We start from the raw sequence: 22,755 nt of genomic DNA, 5'->3' as shown, positions 1-22,755 counted from the left end.
TAATTTTATTCAGGCCAACGCACAGTCAGACCACCGTCGATGATGATGCTTTGCCCGGTGATGTAGCTGGAGTCAGGGCCTGTCAAATAGCACACTAAATCCGCAACTTCGCTTGCACGGCCTACCCGGCCCAGTGGAATGCTTTTACCTGCTTTCGCCAGCCCATCTGCTCCCAGAGAGTTTTTCGCATCAAGCGACTGAGGGGTTTCAATCAAACCAGGAATGACCGCGTTGCAACGAATCCCCTTGGCGGCAAGTTCTACTGCCAGCGAGCGACAAAGCCCAGGTACACCCGCCTTCGCAGCTGCGTAATGCGAGTGGTCTTGCCACCCATATACACCACCGGCAATTGACGAGATTGCGACCAATGCACCGCCTTCACCGATATAGCGGCTCGCGCTACGGAAGGTACGCATCACGCCTGTGAGGTCGACATCGAGCATCTCATTCCATTGTTCATCCGACATCTCTAGTAGTGACGCTTTACGCAGGAGACCCGCGTTTGCCACGGCATAGTCGAGTCGCCCGAAGCGCTCCACAGCGGCGGCGGCGATGGCGTCCAGTGAGGCGCTGTCAGTGACATCCATAGGGATCATCAAGCACTCACTGCCTGCCTCTTCGACGAGTCGCTGAGTATGAAGTGGATCATGAGGAGCACTTGCTAAGTATCCACCTACCACACGTACGCCCTTCTTCGCATACGCAAGGGCAACGGCTTCGCCAATGCCGCTGGCGGCTCCCGTGATCAAAGCTACAGGTTTAGACATGATTCCAGCTCCTTCTTATTTTACGGAATGAGGTTCTACGTGTCGGGCTGCCAGCATCACTAAGCCGGACAAGAAACAGGGCAGCGCGCCGAACCAAAGCGCTGCGCTATGCCACTGACCACCTGTCGTTAACACGCTGGTAATCCCTAGGCCGGCGACGATGGCGCCAATTGGGCCCATGGCATGAACAATTGCTCCGCCTGTTGCGCGGATGCTGGTGGGGAAGCTTTCGCCCATAAAGAACAACATTGCTGAATAGGGGCCAGTGAGGAAGAACAGTCCCAGGCTGTACAACGCAACAACGGTCGTCAGCTCACTAGGTGCCTGGAGCATGGCGTAAAACGCCAGCCCTCCACACATCCACCCAAATGCAACAGTGTTTCGGCGACCAAATCGGTCACCCAGCCAACCGTGAAACAGATAGCCGATGAAACCAACTAGGTTGGACAGAACCAGGATCCACAATGAATTCTGGAACGAAAGCTGGTGGACGCTCACGATTACTGATGTCCCCAAAACGCTGAAGACTTGAATGGCAGACCAGTTGAGAAGAATCGCCAGGCTCAACACCAGCGTTGGACGGAGTGCTGCACCCCGGAAGGCTGCCGCAACTCCGGCTTTGGAGTGCTCGTCATAATCGACGTGGTATTCCAGAGCCAAGCTGCGCGCCCCAGATTCATCTCCAGCTTTACGCAGTTGGTGAATGCGCTGATGAACCTGGAACTGTGGGCTTTCTTTCAGCTTGCGAGCGAGGATCGCTACCACGAGTGCGGGTATTGCTGCAAAGATGAAGCAACCTTGCCAACCAATATGCGGAAGCAGCAGAGCGGTCAGGCCCGCAGCAATGAGTGCACCAACCGGCCAGCCACTCTGCACCAGGCTGTACACAAAACCCCGGCGCTTGATTATCTTCGGATCAGTAGACGCGGCATAAACCTCGGTAAGGTACGTCGCGTTGACCCCTTCCTCGGCGTAGCCCAGACCGGCAACTGAACGAACTGCAATCAGCGGCGCTTTGCCCATACCCGCACAGACCGCAGTCAGCGCCGAGCAAATTGCGGTGCCGCCAATGGTCAAGATGATTCCCCCGCGGCGTCCGATTCGGTCTACCAGCGGGCCAACGATAAAAGCGATGACTGCACCGCCTACAGCTACATAAGTGGCGATTTGCGCCTGCTCAGCCTCACTCCATGTGAAATGACCACCCATGACTGGCAGCAGCGTGCCAAACAAGATGAAGTCATAGACAGCAAATACCCACGCGAAGAATGCGATCCATGTGGCGTAAGTAACATCCTTGGATTCAAGCTGTACGGGCTTCCAAGCACCGGACTCATTTACTTGCGTCGTTGATATTGTCTGTGTAGTGGTCATATTGGCATTTCTCTTGTTTTTGTAGAACTCGTGATGGAGGAGTTACCCGCAGCAAAACACTCAGCCGTTTCGAGGCTGACGACGAATAAAGTCATCGGCTATTTCGTCCATCGTGACGAACTTCACGCCTTCATGACTTTTCATGTGCTCAATGAGTCGCTCGAGCATCAGCAACACTTGAGGGCGACCCGAAACGTCCGGGTGAATGGTGATTGGAAACACCGCGTAGTCGTGTTCGCGGTATACCCAGTCAAACTGATCACGCCACATCTCTTCTAAATGGCGTGGATTTACGAAGCCGTGGCTATTAGGCGACTTCTTGATGAACATCATCGGAGGTAGATCGTCGAGGTACCAGTTGGCCGGAATTTCAACCAAATCGGTCTCTTCACCGCGCACCAGCGGCTTCATCCAGGTATCTGGGTGTTGGCTATAGTCAATCTTGTTCCAGCTGTCCTTCACACGAACGTAGTAAGGGTGAAAATCGTTGTGCATCAAACTGTGGTCGTACTTGATACCTTTCTTCAGAAGAAGTTCGTTTGTAACGTTGCTGAATTCCCACCATGGCGCCACGTAGCCAGTGGGTCGCTTGCCAGCCAGCTTGGTGATAATTTCAATCGATTTATCCAGAACTATTTCTTCTTGTTCTGGAGTCATCGCAATAGGGTTCTCATGGCTATATCCGTGCACCCCGATTTCGTGACCGGCCTGAACAACCGCCCTCATCTGCTTGGGAAAGGTTTCTACGGAATGTCCTGGAATGAACCAAGTAGTACGCAGGTCGTACTTTTCGAACAGTTTTAAAAGCCTTGGTGAACCCACTTCACCAGCGAAAAGACCACGGGAAATATCGTCAGGGGAGTCCTCGCCACCATACGAGCCCAGCCACCCTGCGACCGCATCTACGTCAACGCCGATTGATACAAATATTTCCTTCGCCATGATTCATACCTCTTTGTTATTCAATTGAATGCAGGTGTAAGAGCCCCGCATCCCATGCGTATTTATTCAGTGACTCGAATGTATGACTCGACGGTTAAAGCGGCTCGGAGCAGCTCTTCGTCATTTCCGCTGAAGCTCGAAAGAAGCAGGCTGGTAGGCATCCCGGCATCACCGATCCCGCTGGGCAGCGCAACGCCAGGCATGTCCAACATGCTTCCCGGCATCGTTAGCCGTAGCGTCGCCAGGTTGGTGGCAGCAAAGATGCTGGCATCTTCTTCAAGAGGCGTAAGTAGGGGGGCAACATGCGCGACGGTAGGAGTGATCAAGAAGGCGCCGTCCAATTCGCTCGTAATTTGCTTTTTCAGCGCCTCAGCGGCCTGGTACAAGCGCACCTGCTTGCTGGCAGGAAATGTTCGGGCGGTCTCAAGCCTCTTTCGAACCCTTGGATCAAGTTGCTCTGCCGCTGGGCTATCTAGGAGCTCTTGATGGAGTGCGAAGGCCTCAGCACTTCCAAGCCACCCCACCTGCTCTATGAGTTCCAGCGCTTGATGGAACGCGAGAACCGGCGTTTCTTCGATTACTGCTCCTGCCAGAGCCAGCTTCTCAACTGCGGTAAGAAGGTTAGATCTCACTGCTGGCTGAATACGTGTGTCATTGAGCACCTTGATGTCCACACGGAGCCTAAGCCCTGCTACTGGAAGGCCTGTAGTCTCGAAGGACAGCCCTCGTCGATCGCCCAGCAAAAGGTTATCGACCGCAATAGCGTCGCGAACGCTGTGAGTGATAGGCCCCAATGAGTCAAGCGTGCGTGCAAGGGGCATGACCCCAGCAAACGAGTAACGGCGCGAGCTGCTTCGATAGCCAACCAAGCCATTGAAAGCTGCCGGCACTCGTATTGATCCCGCTGTATCGGTGCTCATGGCGATAGGTACGATGCCTCGCGCCACAGCGATAGCAGATCCTGATGAGGATCCACCAGGTACGCGCACTTCATCTTTCGACGCGGCATTGACCGGCGTGCCAAAGTGGGGATTGAGTCCCAGGCCTGAGTATGCCAATTCGCTCAGGTTGGTTTTCCCTATGCTCACAAGACCTGCGCGGCTAAGTGCCACAGCCAGCGCGCAGTCGTGTGAAGCAGGGGGGGTATGTAAAAGTACTTTCGCGCCTGCGGTAGTCACATATCCGGCCAGGTCGTATAGATCTTTCCAAGCTACCGGGACGCCGTCGAATCGAGACAAGGGCTGCCCGGCTTTCCAGCGTGCCTGTGCAGCTGCAGCTTCACGCTGCGCTCGATCCTCACAAAATGTGATGAATGCAGCAGGCGCGTCTGCGCTGAGTTTCAACGCATCTTTAAGGGCCGTGACAGGGTCGGACGTTCCGTCGGCAAATTTCTGAGCCAAGGAAAAGGCATCGGCAAGCATGGTAGACCTCTAAAATGTATATTTTATTAATACATACATTACCAAAAGCATCGACCGTGCCAAGTCGCGTATTTGCTCAACACATAATGCGGCAGATGGCTCAGCGCCGGGAGGTTGGTAGAGGGACACAGCATCCTGTCAGGCCATGGCTTGAAAATTGTATTTTTAATAAAATGATCCATTTTGGGGTTTTTGGTAACACGCTCGCCCTAAAACTGATCAATGAGGTGTTACCGATCGCGATCACATCTCGCTTATCGTGTGAGAAACTCACCCACCCCCCGTTTCTTGAGAACAGTCTTGATGCCTGCAGCACTACCGACCGAAGATCGACCGGCCTCACGCTACGAAACCATCCGCAACGCGCTGCGTGAAGCGATTCTTAGCGGGCAAGCGACTGCTGGACTTGTATTGGTAGAAGCACCTCTAGCCGAACTCTTCGGTACTAGCCGCGTACCGGTGCGCCAGGCACTCAATCTCTTGCATGAGGAGGGCTTGATCCGTCGCTTTGAAGGCCGTGGATTTCTCATTGATCCTGATGGTCGGAGCAAAGCCCCAATACGCGTCCCGCTGACACGTGAGTTGCTCGGACTAGAACCTCAGGAAGATTTGATCGATTATCGACCTCTAGGTGAGCGCATTTACGATCACTTGGCGGAAACGGTTATTCGCTTTATGGTCTTTGGGCACTACCGAATAGATGAGCAAAGCGCATCTGAAGAATTGAACGTCAGCAGAAACGTGGTCAGGGAAGCTCTGATGCGTCTCAGGGATAAAGGCTTGGTAGAAAAGGAGCCTTACTCTCAATGGTTGGCAGGGCCGTTAACTGCAGAGGCAGTCAAACAGGACTATGAGCTGCGCATGCTTCTTGAGCCTGATGCACTTCGCCAAGGTGTAGAGCATGTCCCACGCGGCGACCTTGAAAATATGTTGGGGCGAATAATCAGGGCGCAAGAAGCTGGGCGAGGTGTCCAACGAGTAGACATAGAACAGCTCGAACAGGATCTGCACGTCACTTGCCTAGCAGGGTTGAGTAACGCTCGAATGGCTGCAGTCATTCGCCAGTGTCAGATTCCGTTGAATGTCGGACGTGTTCTGCACGAGTCTCTGAACACAAGCAACGATGAGGCCATGCTGGTAGAGCACAGGCTAGTTTTTGAGGCACTGCTTTACGGAACAGTTGACTCAGCCTGCTCCTGCCTTCGAGACCACATATCCAAAGCCCGCGAGCGAACCTTGCAGCGCCTGAAGGTGCTATCCGTACTTCCGGAGCCTGAAGTGCCTCGCTACTTGGAAAGACTTGCTTGAAGGGCGCCTTTATCATCGGATGCAACTCGCCAATTTTCAGTTAACTGCATTTTTTCAATCCCTGATATGACCGTTTATGAGGTCAAGCCGGTGGATTACTTTTACGTATCTTTCAGCGTCGTGCGGAATGCTGTTGGGGTGCCAAAAATGCATCGTGGAAATAATTTCGAAATGCGTGCATCGCCGGGCTGAATTCACGTTCGCGATGCCACGCCAGTCCGACGCTCATCGGTGTCACCTGTTCGGTGATGGTCAGTGTTTCTATGCGTTTGCCTTCCAGTGACCAGGGACGGTGCACTAGATCAGAGAGGATCGCTACGCCGCTGCCATTGGCGACCATGCTGCGCACCGCCTCGACGGAACTGGTGCGCACCTTGACGTTCGGTTGTTGATGTGCGTGTTCCCAGTAACGCATCGCACTTTGTTCGGCCTCGTCGACTGTCAGCAGGATGTAGGGCTCTTTCACCACGTCAGCGAGGCTTACGGCTGAGCGTTCGCACAGGGGGTGGTGGCTGGGCAGCCACAACCGCCGCTCGGAGCTGAAGAGAGTTTCCGAAACGATGTCCGGGAGCGTGAGGTTTGCGGTCAGCACCACTGCCATGTCGAAGCGACCTTCGAGCAGACCTTCTTCGATGGCCGTCCGTTCTTGTTCGTGGACTTCGATGGTCACATCCGGATGCCAATGCTCCAGCCGCTGCAAATGGTGCGGCAGGAAGTAACCAATCACCGTGTAGCTCGCCGCCAACCGCAACACGCCACTAGCGCGGATGTCCGGCAACGGGCTGTTCAACGCGTCATCGACGCTGCGCAAAATCACATAGGCCCGATTCAGAAAGTGCCGCCCGGCGTCTGTCAGGCTCATGCCCTGGGCCGAGCGTTGGAACAGCAGCGCGCCAATGATGCCTTCCAGTTCCTTGATCGCCGTAGTCACGGCCGACTGGGAAATATTCAGATGAATCGCAGCTTGAGAGATTTGCCCGACTTCGGCCGTGGCGACGAAATAGCGGATCTGGCGCAGGGTTAGGGACATGAGCACTCCGGGCGATTAGGTATCTGTTTTTCAGAAGATGGCCTATCTGATAATAGATCTTCCCAAGGGGTTCGCGGTAATCTAGCTTGACCTGCATGAAGTCACAAGCGTCGGGAGCAAGCGTCATGCAGGCAGTAGATTTTAACTCGGACATGGGTGAAGGCTTTGGCCCATGGACCATCGGTGATGGCGTTGACAATGAACTGATGAGTTTTATCAGCTCGGCCAATATCGCCACCGGTTTCCATGCCGGCGATCCCGGCACTATGCGTCGCACGGTCGAGCAGGCCAAGCGCCTGGGCGTCGCCATCGGCGCCCATCCGGGATTCCGCGACCTGGTCGGTTTCGGCCGCCGGCACATCAATGCACCGGCGCAGGAGTTGGTGGACGACATGCTTTATCAACTCGGCGCCTTGCGTGAACTCGCCAGGGTCCAGGGCGTGGCCTTGCAACACATCAAACCCCACGGCGCGCTCTATATGCACCTGGCTCGGGACGAAGAAGCGGCGCGCTTGCTGGTGGAAAACCTGCAGCGCCTGGAGCCTGAGCTGCTGCTGTATTGCATGCCTGATTCGGTAATTTGGCGGGTTGCTACGGAACTCGGCCAACCAGTGATCCGCGAGTTCTACGCCGACCGCGAATACGACCTCAGCGGCTCCATCGTCTTTACCCGCAACGTGCGTGCCTACGATCCAGCGCAGGTCGCGGCGCGGGTCCTGCGGGCCTGTCAGGAAGGCGTGGTGCGCACCGTCGAGGGCGAAGACCTGGCGATCGCATTCGATTCCATCTGTTTGCACAGCGACACACCGGGCGCGCTGGCGTTGGTCGAAGCCACCCGCAATGCGCTCGATGGCGCCGGGATCAAGGTTCGCGCGCCGCGCTGATATTAGACGAAAACGCCTGGCACGCAGACGCCAGGTTTGCACACCGATTCATTTTTGCCTGCCTTTCTACAACTATTCCAAGAGGAACAGACATGGCCGAACACACTGTAATCACCCCGTTGCCGGGGACCTTCTACCGCAAAGCCACCCCTGAATCGGCGAACTTCGTCGAGGTCGGCGCGCAGGTCAGCGCCGACACGGTGATTGGCTTGATCGAGGTTATGAAGCAGTTTTCCGAACTGACCGCCGGGACGGCCGGTCGCCTCAGCGCATTCCTGGCGGAAGACGGTGATCCGGTGGAACCGGGTCAAGTCGTCGCAACACTCGACGACGAGTGAGGGCGCGATCATGACGCAAGCCATTCAAAAATTGCTGGTCGCCAACCGTGGCGAGATCGCTGTGCGGATTATCCGTGCTGCCAAAGCACTGGGGATTCCCACGGTTGCCGCGTGCAGCGAAGCGGACGTCGATTCCCGGGCGGCGCGCATGGCCGACGAGGTGCACCTTCTCGGTCCGGCCCGCGCTGACAAGAGTTACCTGAACGTCGAGGCATTGCTCGGCGCCCTGAAAGCCACGGGCGCCAACGCGGTCCATCCGGGTTATGGCTTTCTCTCGGAAAACGCCGACTTCGCCGAGGCGGTGCTGGCGGCCGGGGCCATTTTCGTCGGCCCGAGCCCGGAGACGATCCGGCGCATGGGCGACAAGGCCGAAGCCCGGCGCACCGCGCAGGAAGCGGGCGTGCCCGTGGTGCCCGGTTCGCCCGGTGAACTGTTCGATGTCGAATCGGCGCTCAAGGCCGCCGAAGCCGTTGGCTTTCCACTGTTGATCAAAGCCTCGGCCGGCGGTGGCGGGCGGGGTATTCGCCTGGCGGAAAACGCCGAACAACTGGCTGAAGAGTTCCCCCGATCCCAGCGCGAAGCCCAGGCTGCGTTCGGCAACGGCGCGGTGTACCTGGAGCGCTTCATCAGCCGCGCACGGCACATCGAAGTTCAAGTGTTGGGCGACGGTCAGCACGCGGTGCACTTGTTTGAGCGTGAGTGTTCGTTGCAACGTCGTCGGCAGAAGATTTTCGAGGAAGCGCCATCGCCGGCCCTCAACCCGCAGCAACGCGAGACGCTCTGCACCAGCGCCGTGCGCCTCACCGAGTCCCTGGGCTACAAGGGCGCCGGCACACTGGAATACCTATATGATGACGTGACCGGCGAGTTCTTTTTTATCGAGATGAACACGCGGATTCAGGTCGAGCATCCGGTCAGTGAACTGATAACCGGCATCGACCTAGTTCAGGCGATGTTGCGCATTGCCGGTGGCGAGCCGCTGGGCTTCAAGCAAAGCGACATCCAGCTCAATGGTGCCGCCCTGCAAATGCGCCTGAACGCCGAAGACCCGGAGCGGGATTTCTTCCCCAGCCCCGGTCTGGTCGAATCGTTGATCTGGCCGCAAGGCGAGGGCGTTCGGGTCGACACCCATCTCTATCAAGGCTACCGCGTGCCGCCGTACTATGACTCGCTGCTGGCCAAGCTGATTGTCCATGGTCGTGATCGTGCCGAGGCCTTGACTCGCGCACGGCTGGCAGTGAAGCACACCACGCTCTCCGGCATGGCCACCACCTTGTCGCTGCACGGCGAATTGCTGGAACAACCGTGGTTGCACAGCGCCGACTTCCACACCGGCACCCTGGAAACCTGGTTGGCCGAGCGTGGCCGTGGAGGTCAAGCATGAGCACTCCAATCCGCTACAGCTTCGGCGCCGATGAACATTTGTTTGCCGAAGTCAGCGACAGCATGTCCCTTGAAGCCTTCTTCAAAGGCATGGCGGTTACCCGCGCAGTCGAACGTCTGGCGCTCGATGGTGTGCTCGATGTGTGTTTGGCCAACGCGTCATTTCAGATCCGTTTTGACCCGGATCGCATCGCCCCACACAGCTTGCTCGAAGCGGTAAAAATCGCCGAGGCCGGGGCCGTCGCCGAGCGCACGTTGCAGACGCGGATCATCGAGATTCCGGTGCTCTATAACGACCCCTGGACCCACGAAATCTTGATGCGTTTTCGCGACCGTCATCAAGACCCGAGCGCCACGGACCTGGAATACGCCGCGCGAATTAACGGCCTGGCAGACGTCGATGCGTTCATCGCCGCCCACAGTGGTGCGCCGTGGTTTGTCTCTATGGTCGGCTTCGTCGCGGGTCTGCCGTTCATGTTCCAGATGGTCGAGCGCGAGCGTCAGTTACAGGTGCCCAAATACCTGCGACCGCGCACCGACACGCCGAAGTTGACCCTGGGGCATGGCGGTTGCTTCGGCTGCATCTACTCGGTGCGCGGTGCCGGCGGCTACCAGATGTTCGGCGTCACGCCGGCACCGATCTACGACCCGCAGCAGAACCTGGCGTACCTCAAGGAGCACATGGTGTTTTTCCGTCCGGGCGACATCGTGCAATTCAAACCGATGGACCGTGAGGCCTATGATCAGGCGGTGGCCGACGTGGAAGCCGGGCGCTTCGATCTGCGGATCCGGCCGGTAGAATTTTCCCTGGATGCCTTTCTGGCCGATCCCGTCGGCTATCCCAAGTCGCTACAGGAGGTGTTGGCATGATCAAGATCCTCAAACCCGGCCTCGCGACTTCGGTGCAGGACCTGGGCCGCGAAGGTTATTACCACTTGGGCATTCCACCTTCCGGTGCGCTCGATCAATACGCCTTGAGCGCGGCCAATCAACTGGTTGGTAACCCGGCTGGTTCGGCGGCGCTGGAATGCACGTTGCTTGGACCGGAGCTGGAGTTTCAGCAGGATGCACTGGTGGCGGTCTGCGGCGCGCTCATGACGGCACGGGTCGATGGCGTGGAAATGCACCACGACACCGCGTTCGCGGTGAAGGCCGGGCAAGTGTTGCGCTTTGACTTTCCGAAGGCCGGTGCCCGAGCTTATTTGGCGGTGGCCGGTGGCATTGATGTGCCGATCGTACTTGGCAGTCGCTCGACCTATGCGCTCGGCGCGCTGGGCGGTTTTCAGGGGCGTCGGTTGATCGCGGGCGACGAATTGCCGATCGGTATCGCCAGGGGCAAGAGCCGCGCAGGGGCCAGTTTGCCCATGGCATTGCGCCAGGCGCTGGGTGGCGAAATCACCCTGCGGGTGGTGCCCGGTCTGTACTACCACCGCTTGACCGAATCGGCGGCGAAAAGCTTTTTCGCCGAGCCGTGGACGGTCGGCTCTGAAGCCGACCGTATCGGCTATCGCTTCAAGGGCGGCAGCGCGCTGAATTTTAAGCCGCGAGAGCAACCGTTCGGCGCCGGTTCCGATCCATCGAACATCGTCGACAGTTGCTACCCGATCGGCTCGATTCAGGTCCCGGCCGGGCTCGAACCGATTGTGTTGCACCGCGACGCCGTGTCCGGTGGCGGCTACGCGATGATTGGCACGGTGATCAGCGCCGACCTCGACCTGATCGGCCAGATGCAACCCAACCAGAAGGCCCGCTTTGTCGCGGTGACCCTCGAAGAGGCGCTGGAAGCGCGACGTTCCTATAAGAAAAAACTCAGCTGCCTGAGCAAGCTGTTCCCTTCCTGATTCTGCCCGCCGCATCGCGCGGGTAATGCTAAACGGCAAGCCAACGTCGCACTTCAGTGCGGTGACGGCTGCCCGCGCTTCAACCTTTGACTGGTTTTGGAGTTCACGCATATGGCTGCTTTATCGCAATCGAGTCAAACCGGGCAAGACCCGGCCAATCACCCCGTTCCCGCCGACGCACGCATGGGGCGGCTGTCCCTGACCATGGCCTGGTGGGCGGTCTGCAGTGCAATGTTCTACATCGTGGTCGGCGCATCGCTGGCGTTGTCGTACGGCGCCCGCAATGCCCTGATCGGCATGGTGCTGTCGGTGATCAGCTACGGCCTGGTCAACTCGGTGCTCAGTCGCTTCGCCATCCGCAGCGGTTTGTCGGTGGCGTTGTTTTCACGGTTGCTGTTCGGCAGCACCGGGGCGTGCCTGGCGACTTTGATCTTCTTCTCGACGGCCATCTATTACGCAGTATTCGAAGGCTCGGTGATCGCCGTGGCGCTCAATCACCTGTATCCGCAGTTGGTCTTCCCGCTGGCCGCGTTGCTGGTGGTGCTGTACAGCGTGCCGATGATCCTGGGCAGCGTGCAGCACTGGCTGGACAAGCTCAACGGCGTGTTGCTGCCGGTGTACCTGGGTGGCTTGCTGGTGGCGGTGGGGCTGTCGATCAGTCGTTATGGCTACCAGCCGCAATGGCTGGATTTCGGCCCGGCAACCCCCAGTGCCTTCGGTTGGTGGGATTGCTTTGTTGCGTACATGGGCATCTGGGTGTTGATGCTGTTCACCTTCGACTACGCCCGTTTCGGCAAGCCTAAAGACGCCGAGTATCACGGCCGCTGGAACTTCGGCATGCCGTTCTACGCGGTGACGTTTCTACTTAACGGCGCGGCGGGCATCTACCTGGTCAGCAGCATTCCCCACGAAGGCGCGCTGAACGAAGTCTCGGTGGTGATGGCAATTTTACAGTTGATGGGCTTGTGGGGGTTGCTGTTTGTCTGGGCCACGCAAACCCGGATCAACACGGCCAATTACTATCTGGCGACGATGAACATGCAGGCGTTCTTTGCCCGCTTTGGCATCCGCGGTTCGTACTTGATGTGGGCGCTGACGGTTGGGGTGATCGTGTACGGCCTGATGCTCGCGGACGTGTTTACTTACTTACTTAAAGCGTTGGCCTATCAGGGGATTTTCGTGGTGGCCTGGGTGGGTGTGGCGTTGGCGCAGATTCTTTACGGACGCAGTGAAGTGGCGGCGCTCGAACGGGTGAAAGCGTTCAATTCGGCGGGCTTGAGCGCCTGGTTTGGCGCCACCGCATTGGGACTGGCACTGATGTTCTCCGGCCCTGGCCTGAGCAGCTTTTCCGCACCCTCGACTGTGATCGTTGCATTTGCATTGCAGGCAGGCTTGTCCCATCGAAGCCGGTTACGGTTGAAGTCGGCAGAGTAGGATTTTGCAGTAATACCTTCCAGACCAACCGGCTCCAACAATGGAAGGCGGGCATTGGAAGGCTGATCCGACCTCAAGCCAAATGACTCTATAACCCTTTACTCATGTCGCAGCGTTCGCTGCGGCCCGGGCTGCTGTTCCCAACAATAATCAGAAAATCGGGAGTATCACTGTGCGCACAACCACCCCTCGTGCTATCCGTTCCATTGCTCTAATTCCGCTGCTCGGCGCTTTTGCGGCACCGGCCATGGCGGTTCAGGTGACCGACAACCTTGACCTCGGCGGCGCGGTCCGTGCGCGCTGGGATTATGACCCGGATCGTGACATCCAGAAGTTCAACTTCGACACCGCGTTTCTCAGCGCCAAGTTTAATTCTGACACCTGGATCGGAGCGGCCAAATATCGCTTCTATGGGCGGGCCTATCCTTATCAGTACACAAAGAATGTCGGTGACATCCAGTTCGCCGAATCGGCGTGGATCGGCTACAAGTTCAACCCCGACCAGCAGGTCCAGGTCGGCCTGAATCAGGTGCCGTTCGGTTTGCAGCCATACTTCGGCAGCACCTTCTTCGAGACCCTCGGCAACGTCGTGGGCTTGGAAGACCTGTCAGAAATCGGTGCCAAGTACATTCAGCAAAGTGGCGACTGGAACATCCAGGCCGGCTACTACCTGCGCCCTGCATGGCAGGGTAAAGGCACCAGCAAGGGTGATACTTACTCCAGCGTGGTGTCTGAAGCCGACAGCTACGTCGCCGATGGCAGCAACAACCAGGAGCGCAATACGGTGGTGCTGCGGGTGGCCAAGGCGCTGGACCTGGGGCCGTGGAAATCCGAAGTCGGGATCTCCGGCCTGACCTCGACCCTGGAGAACCAGGACACCAACAACGACGGCCGGCGCAATGCCGTGGCCGTGCACTACATCGGCAAGAACGGTCCATGGGGCGTGCAACTGCAAGCGGCGCGGCAGCAGATGTCCCCGCGCAATCCCGGCACCGATGAACTGGTGACCCTCGGCGGCTTCGACGGCACCTTCAACGTCGCCAGTCGCGGCAACCTTTACGTGGCGGACGTGAGCTACGACGTTGGCGGCAAGTACCTGTTCGATCAGATCAGCGGCGTGAAGCTGTACGCCAACTACAGCGCCTTCGACAAATCCGACGACGACTTCAAGACCTCGCAGCGGATGATTTTCGGCACATCGTTCTCCGTCAGCAAACTGTGGATCGCCACGGAGTGGCTATACGGTAAGAACGATCCGTACATCGGTGGCAGCAGCTACACCCAGAGTCTGGGGGCAGGTGGCAGCAACCAGTGGGAAAACCAGTTGTACATGAACATTGGGTATTACTTCTAAACCCTGAAAAGATCGCAGCCTTCGGCAGCCTCAGGCGTACGCGTTCCAACGTAGGAACAGCCATAGGCTGCGATCGTTTTGTTTTACCTTGCCCCTTATCAATGTGCCCGTAACGTTTATTGAGTCTCATACCATGCCCCCTTTTCCATTCTTGCGTCGTGACCGTTTTGCCCTTCAGCAGTTAATAGCTGCTATCAGGAGCGGGAAGGTACCTCAGGTCAACGGTTGCAAAGAGGCCCCATCAATCCTTGATGCCTGGGAGTTTCTCGAATCATCAAATCGTGAGTCCCAATCGCGCATTAGCCAACTTGAATACGAGCTTGAAGCTGCTCGTGAATTACTTCGCGAGTCAACAGCTTCTGCCTTAGCCCATGAAATCAGATTCGACTTAGTGAATCGGGCTGCTAGTGAGGGCCTTTGGGACATGGATGTTGTTGCTGGCGACCCCGTTAATCCGAAGAACAGCTTTTGGTGGTCGTCGCAATTTCGAAACCTTTTGGGGTTTAGTGACGAACGTGATTTCCCAAATGTCTTGGCCAGTTGGGCGGATCGCATTCATCCACAGGACAAGCAGGGTACACTCGACGCCTTTGCTCGTCATCTCAACGACAAGTCCGGGAACACGCCATATAAGATAAGGTACCGGCTCGCAATGAAGAACGGTTCCTATCGATGGTTCCACGCTCAAGGTGAAACACTTCGTGACGAGCGAGGAACTCCGATCCGAGTAGCTGGCTCGCTAAGGGATATTCATGATCAGTTGGAACGTGATCAGGAACACGACGTCATCATCACCAGGTTTGAACTTGCTAGAGAAATGCTCTCCGATGGATTGTGGGATATGGAAGTGATCGCCGGAGATCCTGTGAATGCACAAAACCCCTTCTGGTGGTCGCCTCAGTTCCGAAGACTGCTCGGCTTTGAAACTGTTGAAGAGTTTCCAGATGTTTTGGATAGCTGGGTTTCTAGGCTGCATCCGGATGATAAAGACCGAAGCCTCAACGCTTTCGTTGCTCACTTGAATGATAAGTCAGGAAAGACTCCATTCGACATCGAGTATCGGTTGAAGATGAAAAGTGGCGATTATCGTTGGTTCAGGGGTCGCGGTCAGACCCGGCGCGATCCGCTTGGCTCTCCACTTCACGTGGTTGGCGCTCTCGTGGACGTCCATCTGCAGCACGAGCAGAAAGAGTTGAGAGACGCAGAGGTTAGGCATCAGCGGACTTTGGAAACCAACATCGCCCAGTTGTCGCAAATTGTAGGTACGATACAGGGCATCGCAAGTCAGACAAATCTCCTGGCCCTAAATGCGGCTATTGAGGCTGCGCGCGCAGGAGAGGCTGGGCGCGGTTTCGCTGTCGTGGCTGACGAGGTTCGTAAACTCGCAACGCGTACTACGGAGGCTACCGAACAAGCCGCTGGGATGGTAGCTCGCTGAGCACCGATGTTTCTCGCCTTTCCGGCCGCTGCGGGCGAGATGCCCAGTGTTTTCGGCCTTGGTGCCTGCTGTTAAATCTGCAGGTGGCATCCCGCGATGCATACACCCGAACAATCAACGTCTAGTGGCCTGAGCGGTTAATTCAGATCTCAAACGTCAAATACAACCTTAAGCATCAAAACTGGTTGGTCGGGATGCAGCGGCTTCACGAAAGTTGATCAGACTCTGCTGCAAACACAGCAGAAAACCGGCCTCAAAAGCTTCCAGAGAGTCCCCTAGACAATGACGTTTTCGGTTCTGCGCCAGTGCCCACCATAGCGGTAGTGATGAATCGTCAAGCCAGCTCTCCGCACAACGAACGCCGTCCTCAATCATCGGACCAAATTCATCACTCCATGGGATTCGGATACCGGGACAGTCTTCAGCGGAAGGGACAGAGAAATATTCGCAGATCTGTTGATGAACGCGTTGAGCCGGGATACGGGTCAGATATCGGAACGCCTTGTCGAACAACACTGCCGCAGCATCCAACAGACGCAAGCAGACACGCGAAAAGTTCCTTGCCAACAGTGATATCGGCCCCTGGGGGGCAGGCTGGAGCCGATATTGTAACCTAACGTTGCGAATCTTCCTGGTTTCTTATCAGGCGAGGCGCTGGTTCATGCCTCATGGTTTTAGCTCGGGCGTGGGCGCCGTGATAATGTTTAGACACTCCGCAATGCGTGAAGCAGCGGAAATCCAGCTGTAGGGCTGGAAAATCGTGAGGCTGAAAGGGAACGTCATGCCGGTCAGTTGATAAATGACGTTAATAGGGCTGTTGGTATCGGTGTTAGCCAGGGCGATGGAGCTGGACAAGCCCTGGGTCCATAACAAGTAGCCCATGTATCCGGAGGCGATGAGGTAGCCAAAATGAACCTTGGGCAGCCGCTTTGCGACCTGTCGTGCGATCAGTGCGCCGGCTACTAGTCCCAAGCCCCAGGGTTGAAGATCTTCTTGGTGACGACATGACTGTGATAGTTCGCCCAGCCTCGTAGAACCGGGTTGAGCAAACCTATCAAGTTAGCCTGCCGTATTGTTTTGTTGGTCTTGATCAACTCTCGCAGCTTGGCAAGTAGAGCCCCGATGGTCGTCTCACACCAACTTGCCGTTCCACAAGCCTATATAATTGGGCGCGTGCTCACCAGCAAGGCTGGGGCTGAAGTCATAGACCACGGCTTTGAACGCCGAGAGCGGCATGTTGCAGTAGGCAAAGACACAAGCTCTCAGCGTTTTCTGCTTGCCAGGTGCCAGCATCTGCACCGGCGTTCATCGGCGTGGATGACCTGCTGAGCCAGCACCGCTTCACGGCAGACGCCAAACGATCTACACATCAAAGTTGGATCTGGTTCAACTGGGCTTTGATAAAACGCTGGCCAAAAGCACGGGGCACCCCTCTTATGATCGTGCCGACCAGCTCAAACTCTGCCTCTACGGCTAGTTTCGCCGGATTCGCTCATCGCAGCGTCTCAAAGCCGAGTGCATGCGCAACATCGAAGTGATGTGATTGATTAACCGGCTTAAGCCCGACGTCAAGAACATCGCCGACTTTCGTAAAAACAATAAACTCGCCTTTGAGGCGACGTGCCGGGCCTTCGTCCGGTTTTACCGCAGTGCAAGTGGTGATAGCTCAAACAGCGCGACAAGGGCGATCGGATCTAACAGGCAGATGCAACGACTGTGCTACCTGCCCACTCAAATCTCAATCACTGGCGCTCAGCGCAGCTACGTCTCACACCATGCCAATGAGGAAGCGTTGAGCGAATGGAGCAATAGTGCTGGCCCAGCCGCATATAATGGCCAACCGAAGATCCAACGTTGAGCACCCCTTCGGCAACCTGAATGGGTGTTTGGCGACTCTCGCTTCCTGTTGCGTCAACTGGAGGGAGCGAGAGCGGAAATCGCCTTGGCAGTGAATGCCTACAACCTAAAACGTGCAATTAGTGTAATCGGGGCCCGCCAATTGATGGCGCTAATAGACTGAAGGGCGTTTTCGTTTGTCGTCCGCACAAAAACAAACGCCCCGCACTAGTAGGGGCGTTTGTTGTGCTGGTCTCCAGTGCGTTTTCACACAGTCTGTTCAAGGGATTTTTTTCATTACATGGCTGCCAGCATGACCAGCTGGCTAAGCTTACGAGCTGGTGCTGATAAATGAGATATATTGGATCAGACAGCTAATCCGATAATTACAATTTGCACTAGTATTTGAAGTTTTTTATGTCAAATCGATCAAAATTGGTCAGATCGACCATAAAATAAAGCGAAGCGCTATATTTGTTAAGTTTGAGACACGTCCTAATCTAGTATTCAAGCGCCAGGTTCCAAAGGGTACAGTGCGGAGGAATCGCTTCTGTCCAGCATCTTCCCTGCATCGTAGTGAGTCTTTGGAACGTTGGGGTAAGCTACTAGCAGCGGGTCGGCTAAGGCGATCGAAGCGGACGAAATGCTCCCTCAAGATAAGCCCAAAATCAGATAGGTTAGCATTCAAAAACAGTAGGTGGAGTTAATAATGCAATACGTAAGTAGCCGCAATTCTGCTACCAAGGCTGACTTTGAAACGGTTGTACTATCTGGAGTCGCTGAGGATGGTGGATTGTATATGCCAAGTGCTCCACCGGAGTTTAGTGCTCAGGAGATAGCGAATTGGTCGATGCTCACCTATGACGAACTGGCTTTTCGAGTTATAAAGCCATTCGTTGGTCAGACGATCCCAGAAGAGGATCTAAAGCAGCTTCTTAAAGATGCTTATAGTGAATTCGATCATCGCACTATTGCGCCCTTACAACAGGTCGATAGGAATGAATGGGTACTTGAGTTGTTTCACGGGCCGACTCGCTCTTCGAAAGATTTTTCAGCCCAGTTGCAAGTCCGTTTTGTGGAGTACTTCCTTGCAAAACGGAAGCGCCGGGCACTGATTGTAGGGGCGACGAATGGAGACACTGGACTTGCCGCCATTGAAGCTTTTAAGAATAGTCAAAGTTCGGTTGTTGTTGCATTTTTTCCAGAATCGGGTTCTCCAGATGAGCAGATTATGCGATTGCATGCGTCAGACCATCCTAACCTTTATCGCTTCGCAGTAAATGGGAGCTTTGATGACTGTCAAATGATTGTCTCGAAACTGTTTAGAAATTGGCAGTCAAATTACACGGCAGTTAGCTTTAATTCGAGTAATTGGGTTAATGTCATGGCGCAGTTGGTTTTCTACTTCTATGCCACACTTCAACTCAGTGGGGGGCAAAGAACTATTGGGTTCAGTGTTCCGGCATCAAGCTTTTCTGAAGTTTATGCAGGGTACATTGCGCAGAAAATGGGGTTGCCGATCACTCAAATGATTGTTGCTACCAATCGTAATGATGCTTTGCATCAATTGTTTTTGAAAAATCATTATTCCAGAATCAAGTCTGATAGGAGTTTATCTCCTGCAATGGATCTTTCGGTTTTTTCAAATCTGGAACGATTACTATGGGAGCTCTATGGTAAGGATTCCGTTGCTGTGAGTAAGCTGATGGAGGAGTTTGAGGAAAACGGAGAAATGGTCATAGACAATAAGCTATGGCTGCAAGCACGAATGATTATTGACTCTTACTCCGTAAGCGATGAAGAAACCTTAGCGGAGATAAAGAGCATGCATCACGATACTGGCTATATAATTGACCCGCACACGGCGACGGGGGTGCTCGCCGCTAGACTCTATAGACGCAGCATGGTGGCTCCGATGGTCACTCTCGGGGAGGTTTCACCAATAAAGTCGGCTATACTACTTGCTAAGCTTGGCATCGTACCTATACCGAAGGTAACGCCTGTACAGAGTAGCTGCTCACTAAGATTGTATCGAATAAACCCAGACGACGTTGGCACTATAAATCAAGTGCTCAGCAGCATCTGAAAAATAACAAAGTAGATAAGCGGGTGAATAAGTGAAACGAGTTCTTGACTCACTCGATGAACGCATAATCGCAGAGCTGACTCTGAATGGCAGGGCTACCCATGCAGAGCTTGCTATAAAAGTTAACCTATCGAGAAATGCTGTACGCCAACGCATTGAAAGGCTGGAGCGCGACGGCGCGATACAAGGATATACCTTACGTAGACCGGAGGGGCAGACACCATCTTCACTCATAAACGCTGTCATGTTTGTCTATCGCTATGACCGCATGCGTGGGACAGAAGTACTGGAAGCATTGAGAAAAATGCCGGAAGTCCTTCAGTGTGAAGTCATGAGTGGTGAGTATGACTTGATGGTACGTGTCGGTGCTTCCAGCCCAGAGCGCGTACACAAAGTTTGGAACGAAATTTCTGCGATGCCAGGCGTGGAAAACACAATAACTTCTTTCGTTCTGCTGAACGTTATCTAAGGATGTGAATACCCTAAAGAGCCGATGGATCTGGCTCTTTGCGGCTGGCCATTTTGGCGACGGAACAGTCAAAACGCTCAAAAAATAATGCTTTTCGGCATATTTTACTGCCAGCACCTCCGTCCTAAGCTAGGGGCCATAGCTAACCTAACGGATCGGAGATAACAAGAAATGACGGAATACAAAATAGCACTGGTAGGTTTTGGTGGTGTTAACCGGGCTTTGGCTCAACTCATTTCAGAGCGCAATACGTCTTGGAAAGAGAGTCTGGGTTTTACCCTGAAAATTGTCGGTGTCACTGACCTTTTCCTCGGCTCTGTAATCAATCGCGACGGGTTGGACGCTGGTGCGCTGGTGAGCTTGCCAGCAACTAAAGGAGCACTAGCGCAAATCCCAGGTGGTACCGTCGAAGCGTTTAACGAAACGGTCATCAAAAATTCGGGTGCAGACATCATTGCGGAAGCGACTTTTACCAACCCTATCGATGGTGAGCCTGCGACCACCTTCTGTCGCTGGGCACTGGAGGGTGGCAAACATGTCGTAACCACTAACAAAGGGCCAATCGCCATTCATGCTGCCACAATCAAAGAGCTATCGCTTAAGAATAATATGGCCTTTGAGTATGAAGGATCAGTAATGAGCGGTACTCCTGTCATTCGGCTCGCTAAGCAGTCGTTGGCTGGAAGTGAAATCGTAGGCTTCGAAGGCATTCTCAACGGCACCTCTAATTACGTTCTGACGCGTATGGAAAGTGGGCTAGCATTTTCTGAAGCTGTAGCTGAAGCCCAAAAACTGGGATATGCCGAAGCGGATCCTACGGCAGATGTTGAAGGCTACGATGTTCGTTTGAAGGTGGTAATTCTCGCGAACGAACTGCTTGGTGCAAAACTAAGTATTAGTGACGTTAGCTGCGTCGGAATCTCCGGTCTGACTGCCAACGATATTGATGACGCACGTCAAAATAATTCGCACTGGAAACTTATTGGCTCTGCTAAACGCAACGCTGATGGCTCGGTTTCTGGCACCGTTGAGCCGAAGCTTTTGAGCAGCGAACATCCACTAGCTGGAATTTCTGGTGCCACTAACGCAATTTCGTTCAATACCGAGCTCTTGGGTGCAGTCACTGTCTCGGGGCCAGGCGCAGGAAGAATCGAAACAGCGTTTGCACTCCTTTCCGATATCATCAACATTCATACAGCTTACAAGAAATAGGAAGGACTAGAGATGGCTAATTCAAACCTTGCTATTGCAAATGTCTGTGACCAAATTGAAGTATTCAATCCTTTTGATGGAAGCATTATAGGTACAGTAAAAGAGGTTCACGCAGCAGACGTAAAAATGCTTCTTGAACAGGCCAGAATCGGCGTGCAGATCTGTGCAGCCCTGCCTCGTTATCGTCGTTCGCAAATACTTGAGCTGGCTGCGCAAAATATTGAGCGAGATGCAAAATCGTTTGCCAAGTTGATTACTCAAGAAGCTGGCAAGACAGTTAAACAGGCAGAAAAAGAAGTCAAAAGATGCGTCAACACTCTCAGGCTCTCTGCTGACGAGGCTAGGCGCAACGCTGGTGAGGTGCTGCCTTTTGACGCATACGAAGGTTCCGAATCCCGTCAAGGCTGGTTTTCCAGGGAACCGTTGGGATTGATTGTCGCAATTACACCCTACAACGATCCGCTGAACCTGGTCGCACATAAGCTGGGCCCCGCAATCGCGGGTGGGAATGCCGTGATTCTAAAACCGTCTGAGCTTGCCCCATTATCTGCGATCAAGTTGGTGGATTACTTGTTTGAGGCCGGGCTGCCACAATCGGTGGTCACAGTAGCAACAGGTGGCGCTGAACTGGGGAAAGCACTGGTTGCCTCCCGTGAGGTTCGGATGATCTCTTTTACTGGCGGTTTCGTAACAGGCGAGCACATTGCGCGTGGTGCCGGTTTGAAGAAACTAGCAATGGATCTGGGCGGTAACGCGCCAGTGATCGTATTGGAGGATTGCGATCTTGAGGCAGCAGTCGAATCATGCGTCTCGGGTGCCTTCTGGGCTGCTGGACAAAACTGCATTGGCGCACAGAGGTTGCTGATCCAGGAGACCATTTATGAAGAGTTTCGCGAACGTTTCGTTGCGTTATCTTCGAAACTGGTAGTTGGCAACCCAGCGTTGGAGAGTACAGATGTTGGCCCAATGATCAGTGCTCAAGCCGCGATGAACGCAGAAAAAGTAGTAGGTGAAGCTTTACAGCAGGGTGCAAAACTGTTGTGTGGACATCTTCGGGAAGGTGCCTGTTACGCTGCTACAGTGCTTGAAAATGTAAGTCACAATTCGCTACTGTGGTGTAACGAAGTTTTTGCTCCGGTAGTAGTTTTGGAGCCTGTTACAGGTTTAGATGAAGCCATCGCATTTGCAAATGAGCCAGACTACAGTTTGCATGCAGGAATTTTCACCAACGACCTGAACAAAGCCTTGTCCGCTGCTCGCCGAATTGAGGCGGGTGGAATCATGATTAACGACTCATCCGACTATCGATTTGATGCAATGCCTTTTGGTGGTTTCAAATATGGGAGCTTAGGGCGAGAGGGTGTCCGCTTCGCATATGAAGATATGACGCAACCAAAGGTGATTTGTATAAATAAGCTTAATTGAGCGGGTAAATATAATCTGGTTAGGTCTTTAGCATTGGATATGGTTTGGTCACCCCGTCCAGTGCTTTTTTTATGATCCAAGGAGCAGTTGGTTCTCTTGATGTTGTTATTGCTATAAATATTGAAGCGCCATGGAGCTCACGGATTAGAGTCGTGCTCGGCACTCATGTGTCTGGGCACAAGAAAGCATAAGACTGCCAAGCTGAATTCTAAC

At 54.6% G+C, this 22,755-nt stretch carries 20 protein-coding genes and 3 pseudogenes; 14 read left to right on the top strand and 9 right to left on the bottom strand.

The window, feature by feature from the left end:
* Positions 1-5 precede the first annotated feature (5 nt).
* The 4 genes from KBP52_RS09290 to KBP52_RS09275 all read right to left on the bottom strand — a co-directional run bounded on the left by KBP52_RS09290 (position 6) and on the right by KBP52_RS09275 (position 4,504).
* Positions 6-767, bottom strand: a complete 762-nt coding sequence (locus KBP52_RS09290; protein ID WP_012723242.1) for an SDR family NAD(P)-dependent oxidoreductase — start codon at positions 765-767, stop codon at positions 6-8.
* 15 nt (positions 768-782) lie between these two features.
* Entirely contained in the window at positions 783-2,141 is a 1,359-nt protein-coding gene (locus KBP52_RS09285) for an MFS transporter (RefSeq protein WP_012723243.1), read from the bottom strand.
* Between the two features lie 60 nt (positions 2,142-2,201).
* A complete protein-coding gene (locus tag KBP52_RS09280; protein WP_012723244.1) occupies positions 2,202-3,083 on the bottom strand; it encodes a polysaccharide deacetylase in 882 nt (293 codons plus the stop codon).
* Positions 3,084-3,145: 62 nt separating this feature from the next.
* Positions 3,146-4,504, bottom strand: a complete 1,359-nt coding sequence (locus tag KBP52_RS09275) for an amidase (RefSeq protein ID WP_012723245.1) — start codon at positions 4,502-4,504, stop codon at positions 3,146-3,148.
* A gap of 303 nt (positions 4,505-4,807) precedes the next feature.
* Here KBP52_RS09275 and KBP52_RS09270 point away from each other — a divergent pair, with 303 nt between their 5' ends.
* Complete coding sequence (locus KBP52_RS09270) at positions 4,808-5,812, top strand: GntR family transcriptional regulator (protein ID WP_012723246.1); 1,005 nt, start codon at positions 4,808-4,810, stop codon at positions 5,810-5,812.
* Positions 5,813-5,924: 112 nt separating this feature from the next.
* Here KBP52_RS09270 and KBP52_RS09265 read toward each other — a convergent pair whose 3' ends face one another.
* Positions 5,925-6,842, bottom strand: coding sequence for a LysR family transcriptional regulator (locus tag KBP52_RS09265; RefSeq protein ID WP_012723247.1), 918 nt, complete (start codon positions 6,840-6,842; stop codon positions 5,925-5,927).
* 125 nt (positions 6,843-6,967) lie between these two features.
* Between KBP52_RS09265 and KBP52_RS09260 the strand changes: the two genes are divergently transcribed.
* The 8 genes from KBP52_RS09260 (at position 6,968) to KBP52_RS30740 (ending at position 15,514) form a co-directional block, all read left to right on the top strand.
* The gene (locus tag KBP52_RS09260; RefSeq protein ID WP_012723248.1) at positions 6,968-7,726 is read left to right on the top strand and encodes a 5-oxoprolinase subunit PxpA; all 759 of its coding nucleotides are present in this window, start codon (positions 6,968-6,970) and stop codon (positions 7,724-7,726) included.
* A 92-nt stretch (positions 7,727-7,818) separates the two neighbouring features.
* Positions 7,819-8,064, top strand: coding sequence for an acetyl-CoA carboxylase (locus KBP52_RS09255; protein ID WP_012723249.1), 246 nt, complete (start codon positions 7,819-7,821; stop codon positions 8,062-8,064).
* Between the two features lie 10 nt (positions 8,065-8,074).
* Positions 8,075-9,448: an acetyl-CoA carboxylase biotin carboxylase subunit gene (locus KBP52_RS09250; RefSeq protein ID WP_012723250.1), complete on the top strand. Its 1,374-nt coding sequence runs from the start codon at positions 8,075-8,077 to the stop codon at positions 9,446-9,448.
* The gene (locus tag KBP52_RS09245) at positions 9,445-10,317 is read left to right on the top strand and encodes an allophanate hydrolase subunit 1 (RefSeq protein WP_012723251.1); all 873 of its coding nucleotides are present in this window, start codon (positions 9,445-9,447) and stop codon (positions 10,315-10,317) included. Before KBP52_RS09250 ends, KBP52_RS09245 begins: the two co-directional genes overlap by 4 nt.
* Positions 10,314-11,288 carry a biotin-dependent carboxyltransferase family protein gene (locus tag KBP52_RS09240; RefSeq protein WP_012723252.1) on the top strand — a complete coding sequence of 325 codons (975 nt, stop codon included), beginning with the start codon at positions 10,314-10,316 and terminating at the stop codon, positions 11,286-11,288. Before KBP52_RS09245 ends, KBP52_RS09240 begins: the two co-directional genes overlap by 4 nt.
* Positions 11,289-11,399: 111 nt before the next feature.
* Positions 11,400-12,722 (top strand): allantoin permease, encoded by a 1,323-nt coding sequence (locus tag KBP52_RS09235; RefSeq protein ID WP_012723253.1) that lies wholly within the window; start codon positions 11,400-11,402, stop codon positions 12,720-12,722.
* Between the two features lie 172 nt (positions 12,723-12,894).
* Complete coding sequence (locus tag KBP52_RS09230; protein WP_012723254.1) at positions 12,895-14,076, top strand: hypothetical protein; 1,182 nt, start codon at positions 12,895-12,897, stop codon at positions 14,074-14,076.
* A gap of 133 nt (positions 14,077-14,209) precedes the next feature.
* Positions 14,210-15,514, top strand: a complete 1,305-nt coding sequence (locus tag KBP52_RS30740) for a PAS domain-containing protein (protein ID WP_012723255.1) — start codon at positions 14,210-14,212, stop codon at positions 15,512-15,514.
* 168 nt (positions 15,515-15,682) lie between these two features.
* On the opposite strand, the gene KBP52_RS09220 is transcribed toward KBP52_RS30740, so the two are convergent.
* The 4 genes and pseudogenes from KBP52_RS09220 to KBP52_RS09205 form a co-directional block, all read right to left on the bottom strand.
* The gene (locus KBP52_RS09220; protein ID WP_212622645.1) at positions 15,683-16,054 is read right to left on the bottom strand and encodes a LasR-specific antiactivator QslA; all 372 of its coding nucleotides are present in this window, start codon (positions 16,052-16,054) and stop codon (positions 15,683-15,685) included.
* Positions 16,055-16,180: 126 nt separating this feature from the next.
* On the bottom strand, positions 16,181-16,486 hold the full coding sequence (locus tag KBP52_RS09215) for a TIGR00366 family protein (RefSeq protein ID WP_043205095.1): 306 nt from the start codon (positions 16,484-16,486) through the stop codon (positions 16,181-16,183).
* An 8-nt stretch (positions 16,487-16,494) separates the two neighbouring features.
* Positions 16,495-16,638, bottom strand: a pseudogene (locus tag KBP52_RS30665) (group II intron maturase-specific domain-containing protein); the annotation flags it as partial.
* 10 nt (positions 16,639-16,648) lie between these two features.
* Positions 16,649-16,860: pseudogene (locus tag KBP52_RS09205) on the bottom strand (transposase); the annotation flags it as partial.
* Positions 16,861-16,874: 14 nt separating this feature from the next.
* Here KBP52_RS09205 and KBP52_RS09200 point away from each other — a divergent pair.
* The 5 genes and pseudogenes from KBP52_RS09200 to KBP52_RS09180 all read left to right on the top strand — a co-directional run.
* A pseudogene (locus KBP52_RS09200) lies at positions 16,875-17,534 on the top strand (transposase); the annotation flags it as partial.
* Positions 17,535-18,059: 525 nt separating this feature from the next.
* Positions 18,060-19,436: a threonine synthase gene (gene thrC, locus KBP52_RS09195; RefSeq protein WP_012723258.1), complete on the top strand. Its 1,377-nt coding sequence runs from the start codon at positions 18,060-18,062 to the stop codon at positions 19,434-19,436.
* Positions 19,437-19,467: 31 nt separating this feature from the next.
* The gene (locus KBP52_RS09190) at positions 19,468-19,905 is read left to right on the top strand and encodes an Lrp/AsnC family transcriptional regulator (protein ID WP_012723259.1); all 438 of its coding nucleotides are present in this window, start codon (positions 19,468-19,470) and stop codon (positions 19,903-19,905) included.
* Between the two features lie 171 nt (positions 19,906-20,076).
* Complete coding sequence (locus KBP52_RS09185) at positions 20,077-21,117, top strand: homoserine dehydrogenase (protein WP_012723260.1); 1,041 nt, start codon at positions 20,077-20,079, stop codon at positions 21,115-21,117.
* A gap of 12 nt (positions 21,118-21,129) precedes the next feature.
* The gene (locus KBP52_RS09180) at positions 21,130-22,542 is read left to right on the top strand and encodes an aldehyde dehydrogenase family protein (RefSeq protein ID WP_012723261.1); all 1,413 of its coding nucleotides are present in this window, start codon (positions 21,130-21,132) and stop codon (positions 22,540-22,542) included.
* Positions 22,543-22,755: the final 213 nt, after the last annotated feature.

This window comes from Pseudomonas sp. SCA2728.1_7 (assembly GCF_018138145.1).
Classification (GTDB): domain Bacteria; phylum Pseudomonadota; class Gammaproteobacteria; order Pseudomonadales; family Pseudomonadaceae; genus Aquipseudomonas; species Aquipseudomonas koreensis_A.
The sequence above is the reverse complement of the archived record's forward strand: the minus strand, read 5'-3'. Positions and strand labels throughout refer to the sequence as shown.

Bases quoted from the DNA above. Each gene is read 5' to 3' on its own strand.
- KBP52_RS09290 (WP_012723242.1), bottom strand. From the start codon at position 767: ATGTCTAAACCTGTAGCTTTGATCACGGGAGCCGCCAGCGGCATTGGC.
- KBP52_RS09285 (WP_012723243.1), bottom strand. From the start codon at position 2,141: ATGACCACTACACAGACAATATCAACGACGCAAGTAAATGAGTCCGGT.
- KBP52_RS09280 (WP_012723244.1), bottom strand. From the start codon at position 3,083: ATGGCGAAGGAAATATTTGTATCAATCGGCGTTGACGTAGATGCGGTC.
- KBP52_RS09275 (WP_012723245.1), bottom strand. From the start codon at position 4,504: ATGCTTGCCGATGCCTTTTCCTTGGCTCAGAAATTTGCCGACGGAACG.
- KBP52_RS09270 (WP_012723246.1), top strand. From the start codon at position 4,808: ATGCCTGCAGCACTACCGACCGAAGATCGACCGGCCTCACGCTACGAA.
- KBP52_RS09265 (WP_012723247.1), bottom strand. From the start codon at position 6,842: ATGTCCCTAACCCTGCGCCAGATCCGCTATTTCGTCGCCACGGCCGAA.
- KBP52_RS09260 (WP_012723248.1), top strand. From the start codon at position 6,968: ATGCAGGCAGTAGATTTTAACTCGGACATGGGTGAAGGCTTTGGCCCA.
- KBP52_RS09255 (WP_012723249.1), top strand. From the start codon at position 7,819: ATGGCCGAACACACTGTAATCACCCCGTTGCCGGGGACCTTCTACCGC.
- KBP52_RS09250 (WP_012723250.1), top strand. From the start codon at position 8,075: ATGACGCAAGCCATTCAAAAATTGCTGGTCGCCAACCGTGGCGAGATC.
- KBP52_RS09245 (WP_012723251.1), top strand. From the start codon at position 9,445: ATGAGCACTCCAATCCGCTACAGCTTCGGCGCCGATGAACATTTGTTT.
- KBP52_RS09240 (WP_012723252.1), top strand. From the start codon at position 10,314: ATGATCAAGATCCTCAAACCCGGCCTCGCGACTTCGGTGCAGGACCTG.
- KBP52_RS09235 (WP_012723253.1), top strand. From the start codon at position 11,400: ATGGCTGCTTTATCGCAATCGAGTCAAACCGGGCAAGACCCGGCCAAT.
- KBP52_RS30740 (WP_012723255.1), top strand. From the start codon at position 14,210: ATGCCCCCTTTTCCATTCTTGCGTCGTGACCGTTTTGCCCTTCAGCAG.
- thrC (WP_012723258.1), top strand. From the start codon at position 18,060: ATGCAATACGTAAGTAGCCGCAATTCTGCTACCAAGGCTGACTTTGAA.
- KBP52_RS09185 (WP_012723260.1), top strand. From the start codon at position 20,077: ATGACGGAATACAAAATAGCACTGGTAGGTTTTGGTGGTGTTAACCGG.
- KBP52_RS09180 (WP_012723261.1), top strand. From the start codon at position 21,130: ATGGCTAATTCAAACCTTGCTATTGCAAATGTCTGTGACCAAATTGAA.